The following is an 18,507-nucleotide window of genomic DNA, read 5'->3' on the forward strand; positions in this document are numbered from 1 at the left end:
TCGGGATGTCAAAGCTAAAGTCTATCTTGCAGCTGGAGCCATCCGCCGCCGACCGGGCTGCGCAACCCTGACCAGCTCCACCCGGCCGGCGGCTAGCGTCTGCGTACTGTGTAAATATAGCAACTTGAAAATCAAGTAATAATGAATAGAATGACGTCGCATTTCTAAGTTGACTACTTTGTCTCATCTTTAAATAGCTGTGACATTGTGTTAGCCGGGGTACATTCTATTTCCAAGTGCGACATGCCAATGATTTCAATGGTTTGCCTTTGGAGATTTTGGGATGCCCCGACGCTATTCGCAGCTGAATCTGGCCGATCGACGCCGCCTTTTCCACTTTGTCGAACGCAAACTGCCGATCAAAGAAATGGCGCGCGAACTCGGCCGTCATCGATCGACGATCTATCGCGAGCTCCGGCGCAACACCTTCCACGATCGCGAGCTGCCCGACTATAGCGGCTACTTCCCGACAGTTGCTGATGACATCCGCAAAGAGCGGCGGCAGCGTTTAAGGAAGCTTGTGCGGCACCCGCAATTGCGCGAACTGGTGATCGCGCAGCTGAAGGCGCTTTGGTCTCCGGAACAGATCGCCGGTCGTCTGCTCGCCGATGGCGTGAGTGCCGTGCGCGTCTGCACCGAGACGATCTATCGCTTCATCTACGGCAAGGAAGATCAGGCGCTGGAACTCTATCAGCACCTCGCGGAAGGCCGCCGCAAACGCCGCCCCCACGGCTCGAGGAAACCTCGCGGCAGCACTTTTCCTGCTGCCAACCGGATATCGCAACGTCCTGATTTTATTGGTGATCGTTCGCAGTTCGGCCACTGGGAAGGCGACTTGTTGATCTTCCAACGTGACTTGGGCAACGCCAACGTCACGTCCTTGGTTGAGCGCAAGAGCCGCTACACCGTCATGATCAAAAACCACAGCCGGCACTCACGACCGATCATGGACAAGATCGTCGAAACGTTCTCTCGGTTGCCAGCCTTTGCCCGGCAGAGCTTCACCTTTGATCGCGGCACGGAGTTTGCCGGTTTCAGGGCTTTGGAAGATGGCATCGGCGCGCGCAGCTGGTTTTGTGACCCGAGTGCGCCGTGGCAGAAAGGTGCGGTGGAAAACACCAACAAGCGCATCCGCCGGTTCATGCCAAGCGATACCGACCTTGCAGCCGTGTCGCAACGCAACCTCATCCAGCTTGCTCGCCATCTCAACGATCAGCCGAGAAAGTGCCTCGACTACAGAACACCGGCCGAAGTGTTCCGGGCACGTTTGCAAGATGGACGCTGAACCCCCACCCTAAAAAACGGCGTGTTGCACTTCAGTTAGGATCTCCCCGGGGGCGGATCCATTTCAAATGCAACGGTCGTCGCCTCTTGGATGCTGTCAAGCGTCAGCATTCGGACTGGCGACGTGAACCGTGGTTTAGACCATTACTGACTGCAGCGCTTGGGCATGCTGCCGTTAATGTCGAAGAGCGCATGACCTCGCCTCATCCGGAACGCTTTTCCAGTATCGCCGAGCGCGTGCATCAGGAAGCCCCGCAGCGCTATCTGCCATTGCGTCTGAAAGCGCCCGGCGCAGGCATGGCACGGATCGTCTATTCGACCGGCGATGACGCCAACGCCAGCATCGCGTTCTATCTCTACGGAGCCAGCCAGGCAGCGCACCGCGGGTAGCGAGCCTACGTGGCGGTTCGAGGCGACGCTCCAGCAGTCCGAGCGAACGATACTGTTCGCCCTTGCATGTGGCGGGTCCGCCTCTGTCTTGCCGTCGCTCGCCCGGAACAGTCCAATGCGCAAACATCACTAACTTATGATATTTAAATCAGCGCCTTTGAAATTTTAAGTAATGCATTGAAATAAAATAATTTATTATGTCGGGAATGGGCTGGAGATCTGATCTCCTTGCCGAACCTGCCGTTTCCAAAGCGCGCGACTGTCCTATGCTCTTCAGCTCTGGCTATGGAGATCGGCGATGTTCAGGAGCTTTGCTATCGCCCTCGGGCTAGTGGCTGAACTGGCTGGCACGGGTGCCACACGCGCGGAAGAGCCTGTCGATACGGCGCGATTGATCATACAGGAGCAGATCGCCGCCTTTCTGCGTGACGATGCGGAGGCCGCCTACTCCTTCGCCTCGCCCGAGATTCGCGGCAAGTTTCCCGACAAGTCCGCCTTCTTCGACATGGTCAAGCGCGGCTATCGGCCTGTCTATCGACCGGGTAATTTCGCCTTTGGCCGGTCGAAGGTCGTGGGCGACCAGATTATCCAGGAGGTGCTGATCTCGGCCCCCGATGGCAAGGACTGGACGGCGATCTACCAACTCGTAAAGCAGCCGGATGGCAGCTACAAGATCAATGCCGTGATGATGCTGCAGTCGGCGCCGGGGCCGGCGATCTGAGCGCTATCGCGCCTCATACCGGCGGCAGGTCCCCTCGCCGCCAGTTTTCCTGGGTTTCGGCCATGAAGTCGGCAAAGCGCCCCTCGTCGATCGCGAGGCGAATGCCGGCCATGAGTTCCTGATAGTAGGCCAGGTTGTTCCAGCTCAGAAGCATGCCGCCGAGCGACTCGTTCGAACGGATCAGGTGATGCAGATAGGCGCGCGAATAGTCGCGCGTCGCCGGGCACGAGGATTGTTCGTCGAGCGGGCGCATGTCTTCGGCGTGCCGCGCATTGCGCAGGTTGATGCGGCCGTGGCGCGTGAAAGCAAGACCGTGGCGTCCCGAACGGGTCGGCATCACGCAGTCGAACATGTCGATGCCCTCAGCCACCGACCTCAGGATATCGTCGGGCGTGCCGACCCCCATGAGGTAGCGCGGCTTGTCCACCGGCATGATCGGGCACGTGATGTCGAGCATGCGCAGCATCACCTCCTGCGGCTCGCCGACCGCAAGGCCGCCCACGGCGTATCCTTTGAGATCGAGGCCTTTCAGTGCTTCGGCCGAGCGCTCACGCAGCTTCGGGATATCACCGCCCTGCACGATGCCGAACATTGCTTTGCCCGGCTGGTCGCCGAAGGCGACCTTGCAGCGCTCGGCCCAGCGCAGCGACATTTCCATCGCGCGTTCGATTTCCTTGGGCTCGGCCGGCAGCGCCACGCATTCGTCGAGCTGCATCTGGATGTCACTGTCGAGCAGACCCTGGATCTCGATCGAGCGCTCCGGCGACATATGGAAGATCGCGCCATCGACATGGCTCTTGAAGGTGACGCCCTGCTCGTCGAGCTTGCGCAGTCCCGCAAGCGACATGACCTGGAAGCCGCCCGAATCGGTGAGGATCGGTCCCTGCCAGCGGATTAGCCCGTGCAGGCCGCCAAGCCGGGCGACGCGCTCGGCGCCGGGGCGCAGCATCAGGTGGTAGGTGTTGCCGAGAATGATGTCGGCGCCGAGATCCTTCACCTGGTCGAGATACATCGCCTTGACCGTGCCGACCGTGCCAACAGGCATGAAGGCCGGCGTGCGGATCGTCCCGCGCGGCATGGAAACCTCGCCGCGACGTGCCTTGCCGTCGGTTTTGTGCAGCTTGAACTGAAAGGTCTCGGTCATCTAGTCTTTCCGGAAAAGCAGGCTGGCATCGCCATAGGAATAGAAGCGGTAGCCGGTCTCGATCGCATGTGTGTAGGCCGCGCGCATCATTTCCAGGCCCGAGAAGGCCGAGACCAGCATGAACAGCGTCGATTTCGGCAGGTGGAAATTGGTCATCAGCATATCGACGGCGCGGAAGCGATAGCCGGGCGTGATGAAGATACCTGTCGGACCGGACCAAGACTTGACGGTCCCGTCTTCGGACGTGGCGCTTTCGATCAGCCGCAGCGAGGTCGTGCCGACGCAGACGATGCGCCCGCCCCTCGCCTTTACGGCATTGAGCCGCTCGGCCGTGCGGGCGTCGACATGGCCGATCTCCTGGTGCATCACGTGGTCGTCGGTATCGTCGGCCTTGACCGGCAGGAACGTGCCCGCGCCGACATGCAGCGTCACGAAATGCCGTTCGATGCCGGCCTCGTCGAGCTTGGCGAAAAGACGGTCGGTGAAGTGCAACCCTGCCGTGGGCGCGGCAACGGCGCCTTCCTCCCGGGCATACATCGTCTGGTAGTCAGCGCGGTCCCGGGCGTCTTCGGCGCGTTTCGACGCGATGTAGGGTGGCAAGGGAATGTGGCCGACCGCCATGATCGCCTCGTCGAGCGACGGGCCCGAAAGGTCGAAGCGCAGCGTCACTTCGCCGGCATCGCCCTTCTCTTCCACGGTCGCGTCGAGCGTGCCGAGCATGCAACTCGCGCCCTCATGACCAAAGGCGATGCGGTCGCCGACCTTGAGCCGCCGCGCCGGGCGGGCGAAGGCCTTCCAGCGATCGGGTGCCGTGCGCATGTGCAGCGTCAGCGAAACGGGCGTGGTGATCTCCTCGCCGCGGCGGCGAATGCCTTCCAGTTGTGCGGGGATGACCTTGGTGTCGTTGAAGACCAGTGCGTCGCCTTCCTTGAGGAACGACGGCAGATCGAGCACGCCCATGTCGGACAGAACTTCCGGGCCATCAGGGCGAACGACGAGCATGCGGGCGCTGTCGCGCGGGCTTGCGGGCCTAAGCGCAATCGAGGTTTCCGGAAGGTCGAAGTCGAACAGGTCTACGCGCATCGTTATCTTCAGACAAAAGCAAACCCGCCCCGGCGCAGTTGGCGACCGGGGCGGGTCCGTGCATTAGCGCAAATCAGGCGTCGGCGGCAACCCGCATCGTTACGATCGAGTCGGGGTCACGCACCGGTTCGCCGCGCTTGATCTTGTCGACATTGTCCATGCCCTCGATGACCTGGCCCCAAACGGAGTATTGCTTGTTGAGCCAGGGGGCATCGGTGAAGCAGATGAAGAATTGCGAGTTTGCCGAGTTCGGCATCTGGCTGCGGGCCATCGAGCAGGTGCCGCGAACGTGGCTGACGTTCGAGAATTCCGCCTTCAGATCCGGCTTGGAGGAGCCGCCCATGCCGGCACGCGCCGGGTTGAAGTGCTCGCCGCCGGTCTTGCCGTACTGAACGTCGCCGGTCTGCGCCATGAAGTCCTCGATCACGCGGTGGAACACCACGCCGTCATAGGCACCTTCGCGAGCCAGTTCCTTGATGCGGGCGACATGACCCGGAGCGACGTCAGGCAGAAGCTCGATGACGATCTTGCCCTTGGTGGTCTCCATGATGATCGTGTTTTCCGGATCCTTGATCTCGGCCATGGGTCTTCTCCTTCTGTTGACTTTACTTGCCGACCTTGACGCTGATCATGCGGTCGGGATCGGTAACGGAGCCGTTGTTGGCATCATCACCGAGCTTGATCTTGTCGACGTTCTCCATGCCGGAAACGACCTTGCCGACGACCGTATACTGGCCGTTCAGGAAGTCGCCCGGCGCGAACATGATGAAAAACTGCGAATTGGCGCTGTTCGGATCCTGCGAGCGGGCCATGCCGACCGTGCCGCGTTCGAACGGAACGTCGGAGAATTCCGCCGGCAGGTCAGGCCGCGAGGAACCACCGGTGCCGGCAGCCTGCGGCTGGTAGCCGTTTTCCATGTCACCATACTGCACGTCGCCGGTCTGGGCCATGAAGCCCTTGATCACGCGGTGAAAGGCAACGTTGTCATATTCGCCGGCGGCGGCAAGCGCCTTGATCTGTTCGACATGCTTCGGAGCAATGTCCGGACGCAGTTCGACGACGACGGGCCCATCCTTGAGCGTGATCGTGATGAAGTTGTCGGCCGATTGTGCGATCGCCGTTCCCGTCCAGGAGGCAAGCGCAAGGGCGCCGGCAAAAGCGAGGTGGAGGATTTTCATGGTTTCTCCCTGCGTGGTGAATTTGTGGCGCGCGTCAGGCGCGGCGTTTGGCCTGCAGCGCTTGGTAAACTGCCGCGGGCACGAAGGCGCTGACGTCACCGCCCATGGCCGCGATCTGGCGGACCAATGTGGCCGTAATGGGCCGCGATGCCGTGCCCGCGGGCAAGAATAACGTCTGGATGTCGGGGGCCATCTGCCGGTTCATGCCGGCCATCTGCATTTCGTAGTCGAGGTCCGTGCCGTCGCGAAGCCCGCGCACCAGCAATTTCGCGCCGCGTGCGCGCGCCGCGTCGACGACCAGATTGTCGAAGGCGACGACATCGATGTCACCGGCCCTTTCGGGGAGAAACTCCTGCAACGACTGACGGATGAGCTCGGCGCGTTCTTCGAAGGAAAACAGCGGCGCCTTCCCCGGGTGGATGCCGATTGCGACGATGACCTTCGCCGCCACGTTCAGCGCCTGCACGAGCACGTCGAGATGCCCGTTCGTCATCGGATCGAAGGAGCCGGGATAGAATGCCGTGGTCATCGCACCTGTTTCCGTTTGGTGAAGCCTTTTGTCACGTACGGCGACGGACCGCAAGAGTTGTGCCGATAGCTAAGGGCTGTTCCCTGGGAAACAGCGGGACAGAAAGAATGAATGCTAGATGAATGCCATGTTCAACGGTGCTTCACACGCAGAACGTTAGTGTAGCGCCATAAAACAACGGAACTTTTCGAACGTACTGCCGTTTAGGATGCGAAAGGATTACGGCTATGGGACTTGCTCTGTTTTCGATGGCGATGTTTTTCACGATGCTTTTCGCGACCATTCAAGGACTTCGCAACGAGTCCCGTGACCGGCGCGAGCAATACGTGACCCAGAAGATCTTCCGTTGATGGAGGGCGTCATGGCCACCCTGTTCATGATCGCGGCAGCGGTCATCAGTTTCGTCTTTCTGATCGATTTTGCCCGGACGATACGCGACCTCCAGCGCGATCGCCAGGGTTCGGAGCGGCTCGACGGTTTCAACGTCTAGCAGCCCAACGGCTTCGCGAATGAAGCTTGGTAATAAGCGGCCGTCGTTCCTTCCCTTCCCCTGAGGCGACCGCCTTTGCAAGCCGGACGGCATCCCCTGCCCGTCCGGCTTTTCTTTGCCAGGCGCTCCCCCGCCTTGGCTGGTCAGGCACTCCTTGCTGAAATCCCGTTGATCATCCGGAAGAAGCGCCAATTCAACAATAGTGCCGCCGCGGCAAGGCCGAGGACGAACCCGAACCAGACGCCGATCCCGCCGAAGTTGAACGGAAAGGCGAAGGCCCAGGCGCAGACGAAGCCGATCGGCCAGTAGGAAATCATCGCCAGCAGCATCGGCACCTTGGTATCCTTCAGGCCGCGCAGCATGCCGGCGGCGATGGCCTGCATGCCGTCGACGAGCTGGAAGGCGCCGGCAATGACGATGAGCGGCGCGGCAAAGGCAAGCACGGCGGCGGCATCCGGCCGGTCGGTATCGAGATAGAGTGCGGCGAGCTGGCTCGGGAAAAACGCATAGATCGCGCTGCCGACGACGGCAAAGCCGGCTCCGAGGACCAGCGACGCAATCGCTGCGCGCCGCACGCCCAGCATGTCCCCGCGACCAAAGGCAAGCCCGACGCGAACGGTGGCCGCCTGCGCGATACCAAGCGGGATCATGAAGGCGATCGAGGCGAACTGCAGCGCGATACCATGCGCGGCGAGCTCGATCGTGCCGATCGTGCCCATCAGCAGCGATGCGACGGTGAAGAGGCTGACCTCGGCGAGGATCGTCAGCGAGATCGGAATGCCGAGATAGACGACTTCCCGGAAAGCAACCCAGTCGGGCCGCCAGAAACGGACGAAGAGTTCGTAGCGGTTAAGCTCTGGCTTGCTCTTGATATAGCCGATCGTCAGCGCCGCGCCGAGGAGCGCTACGCCAAGGGCGGCCACCGCTGCACCGAAGATGCCGAGCTGAGGGAAGCCGAAATGGCCATAGATCAGCACGTAGCAAAGGGTGGCATTGAGGACGAGCGTCGCCAGCGTCACATAGAGAATGACCCCTGCCCGCTCCAAACCGCTCAGGAACGCTCGCAGCACCATGAAGATGAGGCCCGGAAAGATCGCCCATTGCGCAATGTGGATATATTCGGCCGCAAGCTCTGCCACCTTCGCCTGCTGCCCGGCAAAGAGCAGGATCGGCTCGGCCATCCAGAGGATCGGCGCCGTCAGTACGCCATAGAGCAGGACGACCCACATGCCCATGCGCACGGAGCGGCGCACCGAGACCTTGTCGCCCCGCCCCACGGCCTGCGCTGCCATCGGCACGACTGCGTTCGCAAAGCCGCTGCCGAAGATGTAGACCGTGAAATACATCTGCGTCGCCAGGATGATCGCTGCGAGCTCGGTTGCGCCGAGCTTGCCGACCATCAGAACGTCCGTCGTGTTGATAGCGAGTTGAGCAAGCTGGGCACCGACGAACGGCACGCCGAGATAGAAGCTCGCGCGATAATGCGTCCGCCAGGAGTTGTCGGTCGTCAACGGCATCGAGCTCGCATTCGCGGTCAGCATGGCAGATTCCTGGCAGTCGGCGCGGCTCCGCCGCAACTGGAGATCGGAGGGAGGAAAACCGGAAATAGAATACCGTCGGGAAAAGAGCCAGCCGCTAGGGCGATGTTGCTCAAACTTTCATCGATAGATCACGAAAATTGATCAATTTCCGTGCATTCGCGGCCGTTCGACCATTTCAACCGCTTCCGCTGCTGCGGCAACGACCGGCGCGTCGGTCTCCATCGCTTGCGGCCCGACCGCGCTGCTCCTGGGTATCTTCAACAGGAAGACGACGAGCGCGCCGACGAGGAAGCAACTCGCAAGCGCATAGGGCGCACCGGCGAAAGCGACGGGAGCGCTGGGGCTGGTGAAGTAGCCGAAGGCCTGGGTGAAGATCAGCGGGCCGATGATCGTGGTGATGCTGCCGATGCTGGTCAGCGCACCCTGAAGTTCTCCCTGTGCCGACGGTGGGACATGCGCGGCTGCGATGCTGCGCAGCGGCGGATCGGCGAGGCTTTCGAGCGCGGTCGCAATGATCACCGCATAGATCATCCACCCCTGCCAGGCGCCGGCATAGCCGATGGCGCCGAGCGTCGTGAAGGTCAGTCCGAGTACCGCCGTCCGCCACTCGCCAAGCCGCGGCACGACACGTGGCAAAATGACGGCCATGACGAATGCGCCGCCAATGCCGAAGATCCCGAGTGAAAGTCCGATCTGCCCCTCGCTCCAGCCATAGCGATAGTTGGATACGAAGGACCAGACTGCCGGATAGACGGAATGGGCGAGCCAGAAGAGAAAGAATACCAAGCCGACCCAGCCGATACCGGGATAGTTTCGCATCTGCTTCAGAGCGCCGAGCGGATTGGCGCGTTTCCACTCGAAGCGGCGGCGATTGGCGCGATCCAGTGTCTCCGGCAGCAGAAACACGCCGAGGATGAAATTCAGGAAGGAGAGCGCTGCGGCACCATAGAACGGCACGCGCGGACCCAATTCGCCGAGCAAACCGCCAAGCACGGGGCCGAGGGCGAAGCCGGTCCCGAAGGCAATTCCGATCAGCCCAAAATTCTTGGCGCGGTTCCCATCATGGCTGATATCGGCGATATAGGCCGATGCCGTCCCGAAGCTCGCCCCGCTGATGCCGGCGAGGATGCGGCCGATGAACAGCATCCAATAGCTGGTGGCGAGCGCGCAGATCAGATTGTCGAGCGCGAAGGTAAAGACGGAGGCGAGCAGAACCGGACGCCGGCCGAATCGGTCGCTGAGATTGCCGATCAGTGGGGCGAAGAGAAACTGCATCGCTGCATAGACGAGCAGCAGCCAGCCGCCGTCGATCGCCGCCTCGCTGACATTGGAACCGGTCAGCTCTTCGAGATAGGTCGGCAACACCGGAACGATGATCGCGATGCCGAGGATATCCAGGAACAGGATGAGGAAGACGAGGAATAGGCCGCGTCGCACAAATTTCTCGTCGAGCATGCGATACCTCCCCCGGGCGGCCTGCCTCGGGGTGAGAGACAGAACGTGAACGCCGCTACCAATTTAGGTGTAACGGATCATTTTGCGCGAAACAATCCGTGAACATCTCAAATTATCTGATGAGACTATCGCAATGGTTGATGCGTCGGGTAACCGGGCGACCGCCTGTCACGCATGGTCGCGCCGTTGCTCGAGCTTCAAGAAATCCACGAAGGCGCGCAGCGGCGCCGGCATATGCCTACGGCTTGCATAATACAGAAACGGCCCGGAAAAGCTGGTCGTCCAGTCATCGAGGATGGGCACGAGCTGCCCGGTCGCGATTGCAGGCGCCACGAACTCCTCGAAGGTCCGGATGATGCCAAGCCCGTCGAGGGCGGCGCCGATTTCGAGGTCGATCGTGTTGGCGGTCACCACAGCGGGCGGCGCGATCGTCAGCGCTGCGTCGCCTTCGCCGAATTCCCAGGGAAGCGAGATGCCGCTGGCGAAACGGTGACGAATGCAGCCATGTTCGAGCAGGTCGCGGGGATGGCGCGGCACCCCTCGCCTCGCGAGATAATCCGGTGCCGCGGCCGTGACATAGCGTTGCCGGCTTGGCCCGATGGGGATCGCGATCATGTCGCGCTCGACCCGTTCCTCGTAACGCACGCCCGCATCGAACCCGGCCGCCAGAACGTCGACGAAGCCATCTTCCGCCGTCACTTCCAACGAGATTGCCGGGTGCTCGCCGAGGAAGCGACCGACGATCGGCGGTAGGATTTCGCGGGCGACGATGGTCGGGACATTGAGCTTCAGCGTTCCCGCGGGACTGTCGCGCATTTCGTTGACCTGCTCGAGCGCGCCGGCAATTTCGCCGAGTGCAGGCGTCAGCCGATCGAGCAGCCGCGTGCCGGCCTCCGTGAGTGTGACGCTGCGGGTCGTGCGGTTGAGGAGGCGCACTTGCAGCTTCGCTTCCAGCCGGCGCAGCGCCTCGCTGAGCGACGACGCGGAAACGCCGCGTTTCTTGGCCGCTGCGCGGAAGCTGCGTGCGGCGGCAACGGCGGTGAAGGCATCGAGATCGGCAAGCGGCAAATCGTTCATCGTGCGGAATTTCGTACAAGTCGTTCGGTTGAGGTCGGATTATCGCACGACGTCGAACGAAGTAAACAAGAGACCGAGCAAGCGGCCGGCAGATTTCGGCCTTGTTGAAGGAGAACTCGAATGGATTACGTTTCACTCGGAAAGACCGGACCATCGGTGTCGGTCCTCGGCCTCGGCTGCATGGGCATGTCCGGCATGTACGGCCCGGCCGATCGTGCCGAAAGCATCGCGACCATCCACGCGGCACTGGAGGCCGGCATCACGCTGCTCGACACAGGCGACTTCTATGGCATGGGCCATAACGAGATGCTGATCGGCGAGGCGCTGAAAGGCGGAAAACGCGAGAAGGCGTTGTTGAGCGTGAAGTTCGGCGCCTTGCGTGACGCCGCCGGCAACTGGTCCGGCTATGATTGCCGCCCCAAGGCCATCCGCAACTTTCTCGCCTATTCGCTGCAGCGGCTTGGCGTCGATCATATCGACGTCTATCGCCCCTCCAGGCTCGATCCAGACGTTCCGATCGAAGACACCATTGGTGCGATCGCCGACATGGTGAAGGCTGGATATGTCCGCCATATCGGTCTTTCCGAGGTCGGGCCCGAAACCATCCGCCGCGCCGCTGCCGTCCACCCGATCTCGGATCTGCAGATTGAATACTCGCTGATTTCACGCGGCATAGAGACGGAGATCCTGCCGACCTGCCGCGCTCTCGGCATCGGCGTCACCGCCTATGGTGTTCTCTCGCGCGGTTTGATCAGTGGTCATTGGCAGAAGGGCGCGGCCGGCAAGGGTGATTTCCGTGCCATGAGCCCGCGGTTCCAGGAGGGCAACATCGACCAGAACCTCGCCCTCGTCGAGGCACTGAGGCAGATCGCCGATGGCAAGGGCGTTTCGGTGGCGCAGATCGCAATTGCCTGGGTGGCCGCACAGGGCCAGGACATCGTGCCGTTGATCGGCGCACGCCGGCGGGATCGCTTGGCCGAGGCCCTCGCCTCGCGTGCTGTCAATCTCAGCGCCGGCGATCTGGCGGCAATCGAAAAGGCGGTTCCGAAAGACGCCGCCGCGGGCGCCCGCTATCCCGAAGCCCAACTCGCCCATATGGACAGCGAACGCTGACCACGACAAACGACAAGGGCCGGCAATCGCGCCGGCCCTGACGGTTTTCTGCGTCGCTGCGGTCAGACGGCACCCGAGAAAGTATCGCAGGCCGACATCTTGCCGCTGTCGAAGCCACGCTTGAACCAGCGCAAGCGTTGTTCGGAGGTGCCGTGGTTGAAGCTCTCCGGAACGACGTAGCCCTGCATGCGCTTCTGCAGCGTATCGTCGCCGATCTGGGTGGCCGCGTTCAGCGCTTCTTCCAGGTCGCCCGTTTCGAGCAGACCCTTCTGCTCCGTGTATTTGCCCCAGACGCCGGCAAAGCAATCGGCCTGCAGCTCGACGCGAACGGACATCTGGTTCGCTTCGGTCTCGCTCATCGACTGGCGCATCTGGTTGAACTTCGGCAGGACGCCAATCAGGTTCTGGACGTGATGGCCAACCTCGTGTGCGACGACATAAGCCTGGGCGAAATCGCCGGACGCATCGAATTTCTGGGCGAGCTCATCGAAGAAGCTCATGTCGAGATAGACCTTGTGGTCCCCCGGGCAATAGAACGGCCCGGAGGCGGCCGACGCGAAACCGCAGGCCGAGCGCACCTGGCCGCGGAAGAGCACCATCTTCGGCTCTTCGTATTGTTTGCCGCTCGCCTGGAAGATGCCGTTCCAGGTATCCTCGGTCTCGGCGAGCACGGTCGCCATGAAGGCCTTCATTTCCTCTTCCTCAGCCGAGCCGCGCGGCGCGGGTGAACCGTCGCTCTGCTCGAAGCCGGGTAGCTGCACCTGACCGCCGCCGCCTTCCAGCACCTGCAACATGTCGATGCCCATGGCCTTGAGGATGAAGTAGAGGATGACGAGGAAGATGATCGTGCCAAAGCTCATGCCGCCGCCGGCGCGACGCATGCCGCCTCCGCCGCCCGGCATGCGGAAACCGCCGCCGCGTCCGAACGGACTGCCGCCACCCGGGCTCGCGCCGCGCTGATCTTCGATGTTTTCGGATTGGCGGCGGCCTTTCCATTCCATGATCTGTCCTCCCAGCCTCGGTAAACAGGCGTTGTCGGTTTGCTCTTTTATAGGACGGGCCTAACGTCGTTGTAAAACGCAATTGCCACCCGTAAGTTCGCGATCCGGCCAGACTTTTTGTTGCTTCAAGCCGGACCTGCGAAGGCGTTTCTGAACGCAGGTCGCACTCTGTCGCCTCGGGGTACGCGCGGCTTTCTTGACCCTCCGCTGCTTTACCGCTCCTATGCGCACGCGCGGACAGAACGAGGAGAAGCGTTCATGAAGGCTTTGCGGCTCGAAAGTATCGGTCGTCTCACCCTGGCTGACGTCGAAAAGCCCTTGCCCGGCCCACACGACCTGCTCGTCCGTGTCGAAGCCTGCGGCATCTGCGGCACAGACCGGCACCTACTGCACGGTGAATTCCGCTCGAAACCGCCGGTCACCCTCGGCCACGAGTTTTGCGGCATCGTCGAGGCGGTCGGCACGGAAGTCTCCGATATCGCGATCGGCGCGAGAATTACCGGCGACCCGAACATCGCCTGCGGGACCTGTCCGCAATGCCATGCCGGTCGCGTCAATCTCTGCCGGAATCTCCAGGCGATCGGCATTCATCGCGACGGCGGCTTCGCGGAATACGTCCTCGTGCCTCGAAAGCAGGCCTACGAAATACCGTCGGATCTCGATCCGGTACACGGTGCCTTCTGCGAGCCCCTCGCCTGCTGCCTGCATGGCGTGGACATGGCGGGCATTCGCGCGGGGTCCTCCGTCGTCGTTCTGGGCGGCGGCGTGATCGGCCTGCTGGTGGTGCAGCTCGCCAGGCTCGCCGGCGCAACCACGGTGATTCTTTCGACACGGCAGGCAGAAAAGCGCCGACTTGCCGAAGAGGTCGGGGCGACCGCGACCGTCGATCCCTCGGCCGATACCGTCGAACGGATCGCCGGCAAGGATGGACTCGTTCCCGGTGGAGTCGACGTCGTCATCGAATGTGCCGGCGTCGCCGAAACCGTCAGGCAGTCGACGCGACTCGCCAAGGCGGGCGGCACGGTCGTCATTCTCGGCGTCATGCCCCAGGGGGAAACGGTCGAGATCGAACCGTTCGATATTCTCTTTCGTGAACTGCGCGTGCTCGGCTCCTTCATCAACCCGTTCGTGCACCGTCGCGCCGCCGATCTCGTGGCATCCGGGGTCATCGAGATCGACAAGCTGATTTCACGGCGCGTAACGCTCGATGAGGCCGCCGGTGTCATCTCACGCCCTCCGGCAGCCGGGGAAGTCAAGGTTCTGGTGATTCCCGGTCGCGCCTGACGTTTGGAGCGGTTTTGGTGCCGCCGAGCGAGCGATAAAGCAGAGGACGCGCAAATATGCCGGCTTCTTGTCGATTCCGGAATTTTCGGGGTTTCGCTCGCAGATACATTTGCCTATAAGCCGCTTCTAGCCTGAAAAGACCATCAATGCGTGCCCGGCCGGTGACCTCCCACTTTGGCCGGTTTTTCGCGCAGCTAGAAACGGATGACCGACCATGCCGAAGCGCCAAGATATCAAGTCCATTCTTATTATCGGCGCGGGGCCGATCGTCATCGGCCAGGCATGCGAGTTCGACTATTCCGGCACCCAGGCCTGTAAGGCGCTGAAGGAGGAAGGCTACCGCGTCATCCTCGTCAACTCCAACCCGGCAACGATCATGACCGATCCGGGTCTCGCGGACGCAACCTACGTCGAGCCGATCACGCCGGAAGTCGTCGCCAAGATCATCGCCAAGGAGCGCCCGGACGCGCTGCTGCCGACCATGGGCGGCCAGACCGCGCTCAACACCGCGCTGTCGCTGCGCCGCATGGGCGTTCTCGACCGCTACAACGTCGAGATGATCGGCGCGAAGCCGGACGCGATCGACAAGGCCGAGGACCGCGCGCTCTTCCGCGAAGCCATGGCGAAGATCGGCCTCGAGACGCCGAAGTCGCGGCTCGCCAATGCGACCGACATCAAGGATCACGATCGCAAGGTGCATGAGGCCGAGCGCGCCGAACTGAAGAACCGTCTTTCCGGTCCGGAACTCGACAAGGCGCTCGACGAGCTCGAGAACCAGTGGAACCTCGGCGAAGGCGATCGCAAACAGCGCTACATGAACCATGCGATGGCAATTGCCGCACAGGCGCTCGACGATGTCGGCCTGCCGGCGATCATCCGCCCCTCCTTCACCCTCGGCGGCACCGGCGGCGGCATTGCCTACAACCGCACCGAATTCTTCGACATCGTCGGCAGCGGTCTCGATGCTTCGCCGACCACCGAAGTTCTGATCGAAGAATCGGTGCTCGGCTGGAAGGAATACGAGATGGAAGTTGTCCGCGACACCGCGGACAACTGCATCATCATCTGCTCGATCGAGAACATCGACCCGATGGGCGTGCATACCGGCGATTCGATCACCGTTGCTCCGGCGCTGACGCTGACGGACAAGGAATACCAGATCATGCGCAACGCCTCGATCGCGGTGCTGCGCGAGATCGGGGTCGAGACCGGTGGCTCGAACGTCCAGTTCGCCGTCAACCCGGAGAACGGCCGCCTAGTCGTCATTGAGATGAATCCGCGCGTTTCGCGCTCCTCGGCGCTCGCCTCAAAGGCGACCGGCTTCCCGATCGCCAAGATCGCCGCAAAGCTCGCGATCGGCTATACGCTCGACGAGCTCGACAACGACATCACCGGTGGCGCGACCCCGGCATCGTTCGAACCGTCGATCGACTACGTCGTCACCAAGATCCCGCGTTTCGCCTTCGAGAAGTTCCCGGGCGCCTCGCCGGTTCTGACGACCGCCATGAAGTCGGTCGGTGAAGTCATGGCGATCGGCCGTACCTTCGCCGAATCGCTGCAGAAGGCGCTGCGTGGCCTCGAAACCGGCCTCACCGGCCTCGACGAAATCGAAATCCCCGACATGGACGACGACGGCGATGGCCGCAACGCCATCCGTGCTGCGATCGGCACGCCGACGCCGGACCGGCTGCGCATGGTTGCCCAGGCGCTCCGCCTCGGCATGAGCGAGGCGGACGTTCACGAGGCGAGCAAGATCGATCCATGGTTCATCGCCCAGTTCAAGGCGATCGTCGACATGGAGGCGCGCATCCGCGAGCACGGCTTGCCCCAGGATGCCGAAAACCTGCGCATGCTGAAGGCCATGGGCTTTTCCGACGCCCGGCTCGCCACGCTCGGTGGCAAGCGCCCGAAGGAAGTGGCGGAACTGCGCAACGCATTGAATGTCCGTCCGGTCTACAAGCGCATCGACACCTGTGCTGCCGAGTTCGCCTCGCCGACGGCCTACATGTACTCGACCTATGAAACGCCCTTCGTCGGTGCCGCCCGTTCCGAAGCCGGGGTTTCCGACCGCAAGAAGGTCGTCATCCTCGGTGGCGGTCCGAATCGTATCGGCCAGGGCATCGAGTTCGACTACTGCTGCTGCCACGCAGCCTTCGCGCTGAAGGACGCCGGCTACGAAGCGATCATGATCAACTGCAACCCGGAGACGGTTTCGACCGACTACGACACGTCCGATCGCCTTTATTTCGAGCCGCTGACGGCCGAAGACGTGATCGAGATCATGCGCGCCGAGCAGGAAAAGGGCGAACTCGTCGGCGTCATCGTGCAGTTCGGCGGCCAGACGCCGCTGAAGCTCGCCGAAGCGCTGGAAAAGAACGGCATCCCGATCCTCGGCACCGCACCGGATGCGATCGACCTTGCCGAGGACCGCGACCGCTTCCAGAAGCTCCTGATGAAGCTCGACCTCAACCAGCCGCGCAACGGCATCGCCTACTCGGTCGAGCAGGCCCGCCTCGTCGCTGCCGAGATCGGTTTCCCGCTGGTCGTGCGTCCGTCCTACGTTCTCGGCGGCCGCGCCATGCAGATCATCCATTCGGAAAGCATGCTGCAGACCTATCTGCTCGACACGGTTCCGGGTCTCGTTCCGGAAGACATCAAGCAGCGCTACCCGAACGACAAGACCGGCCAGATCAACACGCTGCTCGGCAAGAACCCGCTGCTCTTCGACAGCTACCTGACGAACGCCACGGAAGTGGACGTCGACTGCCTCTGCGACGGCAAGGACGTCTTCGTCTCGGGCATCATGGAACATATCGAGGAAGCCGGCATCCACTCGGGCGACAGTGCCTGCTCGCTGCCGGTGCACACGCTCGACACGGCCATGGTCGACGAACTCGAACGCCAGACGGCAGCACTTGCGAAGGCGCTCAATGTCGGCGGCCTGATGAACGTGCAGTTCGCCATCAAGGACGGCACGATCTACGTGCTTGAGGTCAACCCGCGCGCCTCGCGTACCGTGCCCTTCGTCGCCAAGACCATCGGCGCACCGATCGCCAAGATCGCGGCCCGCGTCATGGCTGGCGAAGCGCTGGATGTGGCGATCGCCGCCTATGGCAAGAAGCCGGATCCGCGCAACCTGAAGCACATTGCGGTGAAGGAAGCGGTCTTCCCGTTCGCGCGCTTCCCGGGCGTCGACACGCTGCTCGGCCCGGAAATGCGCTCGACCGGCGAAGTCATCGGTCTCGACACCGACTACGCGCTCGCCTTCGCCAAGTCGCAGCTCGGCGCCGGCGTCGACCTGCCGCGCGATGGAACGGTGTTCGTTTCGGTGCGCGACGAGGACAAGACCCGGGTTCTTCCGGCGATCCGCATTCTCGTCGATATCGGCTTCAAGGTCATGGCCACGGCCGGCACCGCTCGCTTCCTCGGTGAAAACGGTATTGCCGCCACCAAGGTCAACAAGGTCCAGGAAGGCCGGCCGCACGTCGAGGACGCGATCCGCAACCGTCAGGTCCAACTGGTCATCAATACGACCGATGGCAACAAGGCGATTTCGGACTCGAAGTCGCTGCGTCGCGCGACATTGATGCAGAAGGTGCCCTATTACACCACCATGGCCGGCGCGGAAGCGGCAGCGCATGCGATCAAGGCGCTGAAGGCCGGCAGCCTGGAAGTGCGCCCCCTGCAGAGCTACTTCAAGGCCTGATAAAACAAGCGGCGCGCGATGGTCTCGCGCGCCGCTCCCATTTTCGGCGACTGCTTGCGATCAGCGCTTTCGTCCACTCCGTCCGGCTGAATGCCGCATGAATGGGTGGTTCAGGCTGCGTTCGTCCACACCATGCTCCAATATGTCAGCGCTTGGGGATCGGAGGAGCCTCCGGCGGGCGCGCTACGGGGCAAGATCGTGCAACTCTATTTTTTCGATTTGCATTGGGGCGACGAGCACTTCGTCGACGAGGACGGCATCATCTATTTCGACGAAGGCTCCGCCCTTTATTATGGCCAGCGCATCGCCGACAGGATCGGCCGCGATGCGGACTATGGATCCCTGAAGGTCGAGGTCTTCTCCAGCAACCGCAGGCTACTTGCGACCATCGTTCCGTCGGGCGGCCGCGGCGGCGAGCAGCGCGCGCTGCTTGGTCGCCGCCACGTCGGCGCGTCGCTCCACGCGGCCGCTTAAGCAATTGCCGGGCGGGGCTGCTGATCCCGGATCAAAG

18 protein-coding genes are annotated in these 18,507 nt (G+C 62.2%); 9 read left to right on the forward strand and 9 right to left on the reverse strand.

Annotated elements, in window-relative coordinates:
* Positions 1-283: 283 nt before the first annotated feature.
* The 3 genes from ACQ5BM_RS20630 to ACQ5BM_RS20640 all read left to right on the forward strand — a co-directional run bounded on the left by ACQ5BM_RS20630 (position 284) and on the right by ACQ5BM_RS20640 (position 2,395).
* Positions 284-1,285, forward strand: a complete 1,002-nt coding sequence (locus ACQ5BM_RS20630; RefSeq protein WP_429815241.1) for an IS30 family transposase — start codon at positions 284-286, stop codon at positions 1,283-1,285.
* A gap of 191 nt (positions 1,286-1,476) precedes the next feature.
* A complete protein-coding gene (locus ACQ5BM_RS20635; protein WP_429815244.1) occupies positions 1,477-1,674 on the forward strand; it encodes a hypothetical protein in 198 nt (65 codons plus the stop codon).
* A gap of 298 nt (positions 1,675-1,972) precedes the next feature.
* Complete coding sequence (locus ACQ5BM_RS20640; RefSeq protein WP_429815247.1) at positions 1,973-2,395, forward strand: DUF4864 domain-containing protein; 423 nt, start codon at positions 1,973-1,975, stop codon at positions 2,393-2,395.
* Positions 2,396-2,408: 13 nt separating this feature from the next.
* Here ACQ5BM_RS20640 and tgt read toward each other — a convergent pair whose 3' ends face one another.
* The 5 genes from tgt to coaD all read right to left on the reverse strand — a co-directional run bounded on the left by tgt (position 2,409) and on the right by coaD (position 6,329).
* On the reverse strand, positions 2,409-3,539 hold the full coding sequence (gene tgt / locus ACQ5BM_RS20645) for a tRNA guanosine(34) transglycosylase Tgt (RefSeq protein WP_429815250.1): 1,131 nt from the start codon (positions 3,537-3,539) through the stop codon (positions 2,409-2,411).
* On the reverse strand, positions 3,540-4,622 hold the full coding sequence (gene queA, locus ACQ5BM_RS20650) for a tRNA preQ1(34) S-adenosylmethionine ribosyltransferase-isomerase QueA (protein WP_429815253.1): 1,083 nt from the start codon (positions 4,620-4,622) through the stop codon (positions 3,540-3,542).
* A gap of 73 nt (positions 4,623-4,695) precedes the next feature.
* Positions 4,696-5,205, reverse strand: a complete 510-nt coding sequence (locus ACQ5BM_RS20655; protein WP_057250311.1) for a peptidylprolyl isomerase — start codon at positions 5,203-5,205, stop codon at positions 4,696-4,698.
* 22 nt (positions 5,206-5,227) lie between these two features.
* The gene (locus ACQ5BM_RS20660) at positions 5,228-5,800 is read right to left on the reverse strand and encodes a peptidylprolyl isomerase (RefSeq protein WP_429815256.1); all 573 of its coding nucleotides are present in this window, start codon (positions 5,798-5,800) and stop codon (positions 5,228-5,230) included.
* A 34-nt stretch (positions 5,801-5,834) separates the two neighbouring features.
* Entirely contained in the window at positions 5,835-6,329 is a 495-nt protein-coding gene (coaD, locus tag ACQ5BM_RS20665) for a pantetheine-phosphate adenylyltransferase (RefSeq protein WP_429815259.1), read from the reverse strand.
* Between the two features lie 227 nt (positions 6,330-6,556).
* Here coaD and ACQ5BM_RS20670 point away from each other — a divergent pair, with 227 nt between their 5' ends.
* Together ACQ5BM_RS20670 and ACQ5BM_RS20675 are read left to right on the forward strand one after the other, a co-directional pair.
* On the forward strand, positions 6,557-6,679 hold the full coding sequence (locus tag ACQ5BM_RS20670; RefSeq protein ID WP_429815262.1) for a hypothetical protein: 123 nt from the start codon (positions 6,557-6,559) through the stop codon (positions 6,677-6,679).
* A gap of 11 nt (positions 6,680-6,690) precedes the next feature.
* Positions 6,691-6,819, forward strand: coding sequence for a hypothetical protein (locus ACQ5BM_RS20675; RefSeq protein ID WP_255571450.1), 129 nt, complete (start codon positions 6,691-6,693; stop codon positions 6,817-6,819).
* 143 nt (positions 6,820-6,962) lie between these two features.
* Here the strand turns inward: ACQ5BM_RS20675 and ACQ5BM_RS20680 are convergent, their stop codons facing one another.
* The 3 genes from ACQ5BM_RS20680 to ACQ5BM_RS20690 all read right to left on the reverse strand — a co-directional run bounded on the left by ACQ5BM_RS20680 (position 6,963) and on the right by ACQ5BM_RS20690 (position 10,892).
* Positions 6,963-8,360, reverse strand: coding sequence for an MATE family efflux transporter (locus tag ACQ5BM_RS20680; protein ID WP_429815265.1), 1,398 nt, complete (start codon positions 8,358-8,360; stop codon positions 6,963-6,965).
* Positions 8,361-8,501: 141 nt separating this feature from the next.
* On the reverse strand, positions 8,502-9,815 hold the full coding sequence (locus tag ACQ5BM_RS20685) for a TCR/Tet family MFS transporter (RefSeq protein ID WP_429815267.1): 1,314 nt from the start codon (positions 9,813-9,815) through the stop codon (positions 8,502-8,504).
* A gap of 168 nt (positions 9,816-9,983) precedes the next feature.
* Positions 9,984-10,892, reverse strand: coding sequence for a LysR substrate-binding domain-containing protein (locus tag ACQ5BM_RS20690; protein ID WP_429815269.1), 909 nt, complete (start codon positions 10,890-10,892; stop codon positions 9,984-9,986).
* A gap of 120 nt (positions 10,893-11,012) precedes the next feature.
* Here ACQ5BM_RS20690 and ACQ5BM_RS20695 point away from each other — a divergent pair, with 120 nt between their 5' ends.
* Complete coding sequence (locus ACQ5BM_RS20695) at positions 11,013-12,005, forward strand: aldo/keto reductase (protein WP_429815271.1); 993 nt, start codon at positions 11,013-11,015, stop codon at positions 12,003-12,005.
* Between the two features lie 62 nt (positions 12,006-12,067).
* Here ACQ5BM_RS20695 and ypfJ read toward each other — a convergent pair whose 3' ends face one another.
* The gene (gene ypfJ / locus ACQ5BM_RS20700) at positions 12,068-13,006 is read right to left on the reverse strand and encodes a KPN_02809 family neutral zinc metallopeptidase (protein ID WP_429815275.1); all 939 of its coding nucleotides are present in this window, start codon (positions 13,004-13,006) and stop codon (positions 12,068-12,070) included.
* A 258-nt stretch (positions 13,007-13,264) separates the two neighbouring features.
* Between ypfJ and ACQ5BM_RS20705 the strand changes: the two genes are divergently transcribed.
* The 3 genes from ACQ5BM_RS20705 to ACQ5BM_RS20715 all read left to right on the forward strand — a co-directional run bounded on the left by ACQ5BM_RS20705 (position 13,265) and on the right by ACQ5BM_RS20715 (position 18,470).
* Positions 13,265-14,290: a zinc-dependent alcohol dehydrogenase family protein gene (locus ACQ5BM_RS20705; protein WP_429815278.1), complete on the forward strand. Its 1,026-nt coding sequence runs from the start codon at positions 13,265-13,267 to the stop codon at positions 14,288-14,290.
* A 214-nt stretch (positions 14,291-14,504) separates the two neighbouring features.
* Positions 14,505-17,996 carry a carbamoyl-phosphate synthase large subunit gene (gene carB, locus ACQ5BM_RS20710; protein WP_429815281.1) on the forward strand — a complete coding sequence of 1,164 codons (3,492 nt, stop codon included), beginning with the start codon at positions 14,505-14,507 and terminating at the stop codon, positions 17,994-17,996.
* A 198-nt stretch (positions 17,997-18,194) separates the two neighbouring features.
* Positions 18,195-18,470, forward strand: coding sequence for a hypothetical protein (locus ACQ5BM_RS20715; protein ID WP_429815284.1), 276 nt, complete (start codon positions 18,195-18,197; stop codon positions 18,468-18,470).
* The last annotated feature ends 37 nt before the right edge of the window (positions 18,471-18,507 follow it).

Source organism: Ensifer sp. B1-9 (genome assembly GCF_050474445.1).
GTDB lineage: Bacteria > Pseudomonadota > Alphaproteobacteria > Rhizobiales > Rhizobiaceae > Ensifer.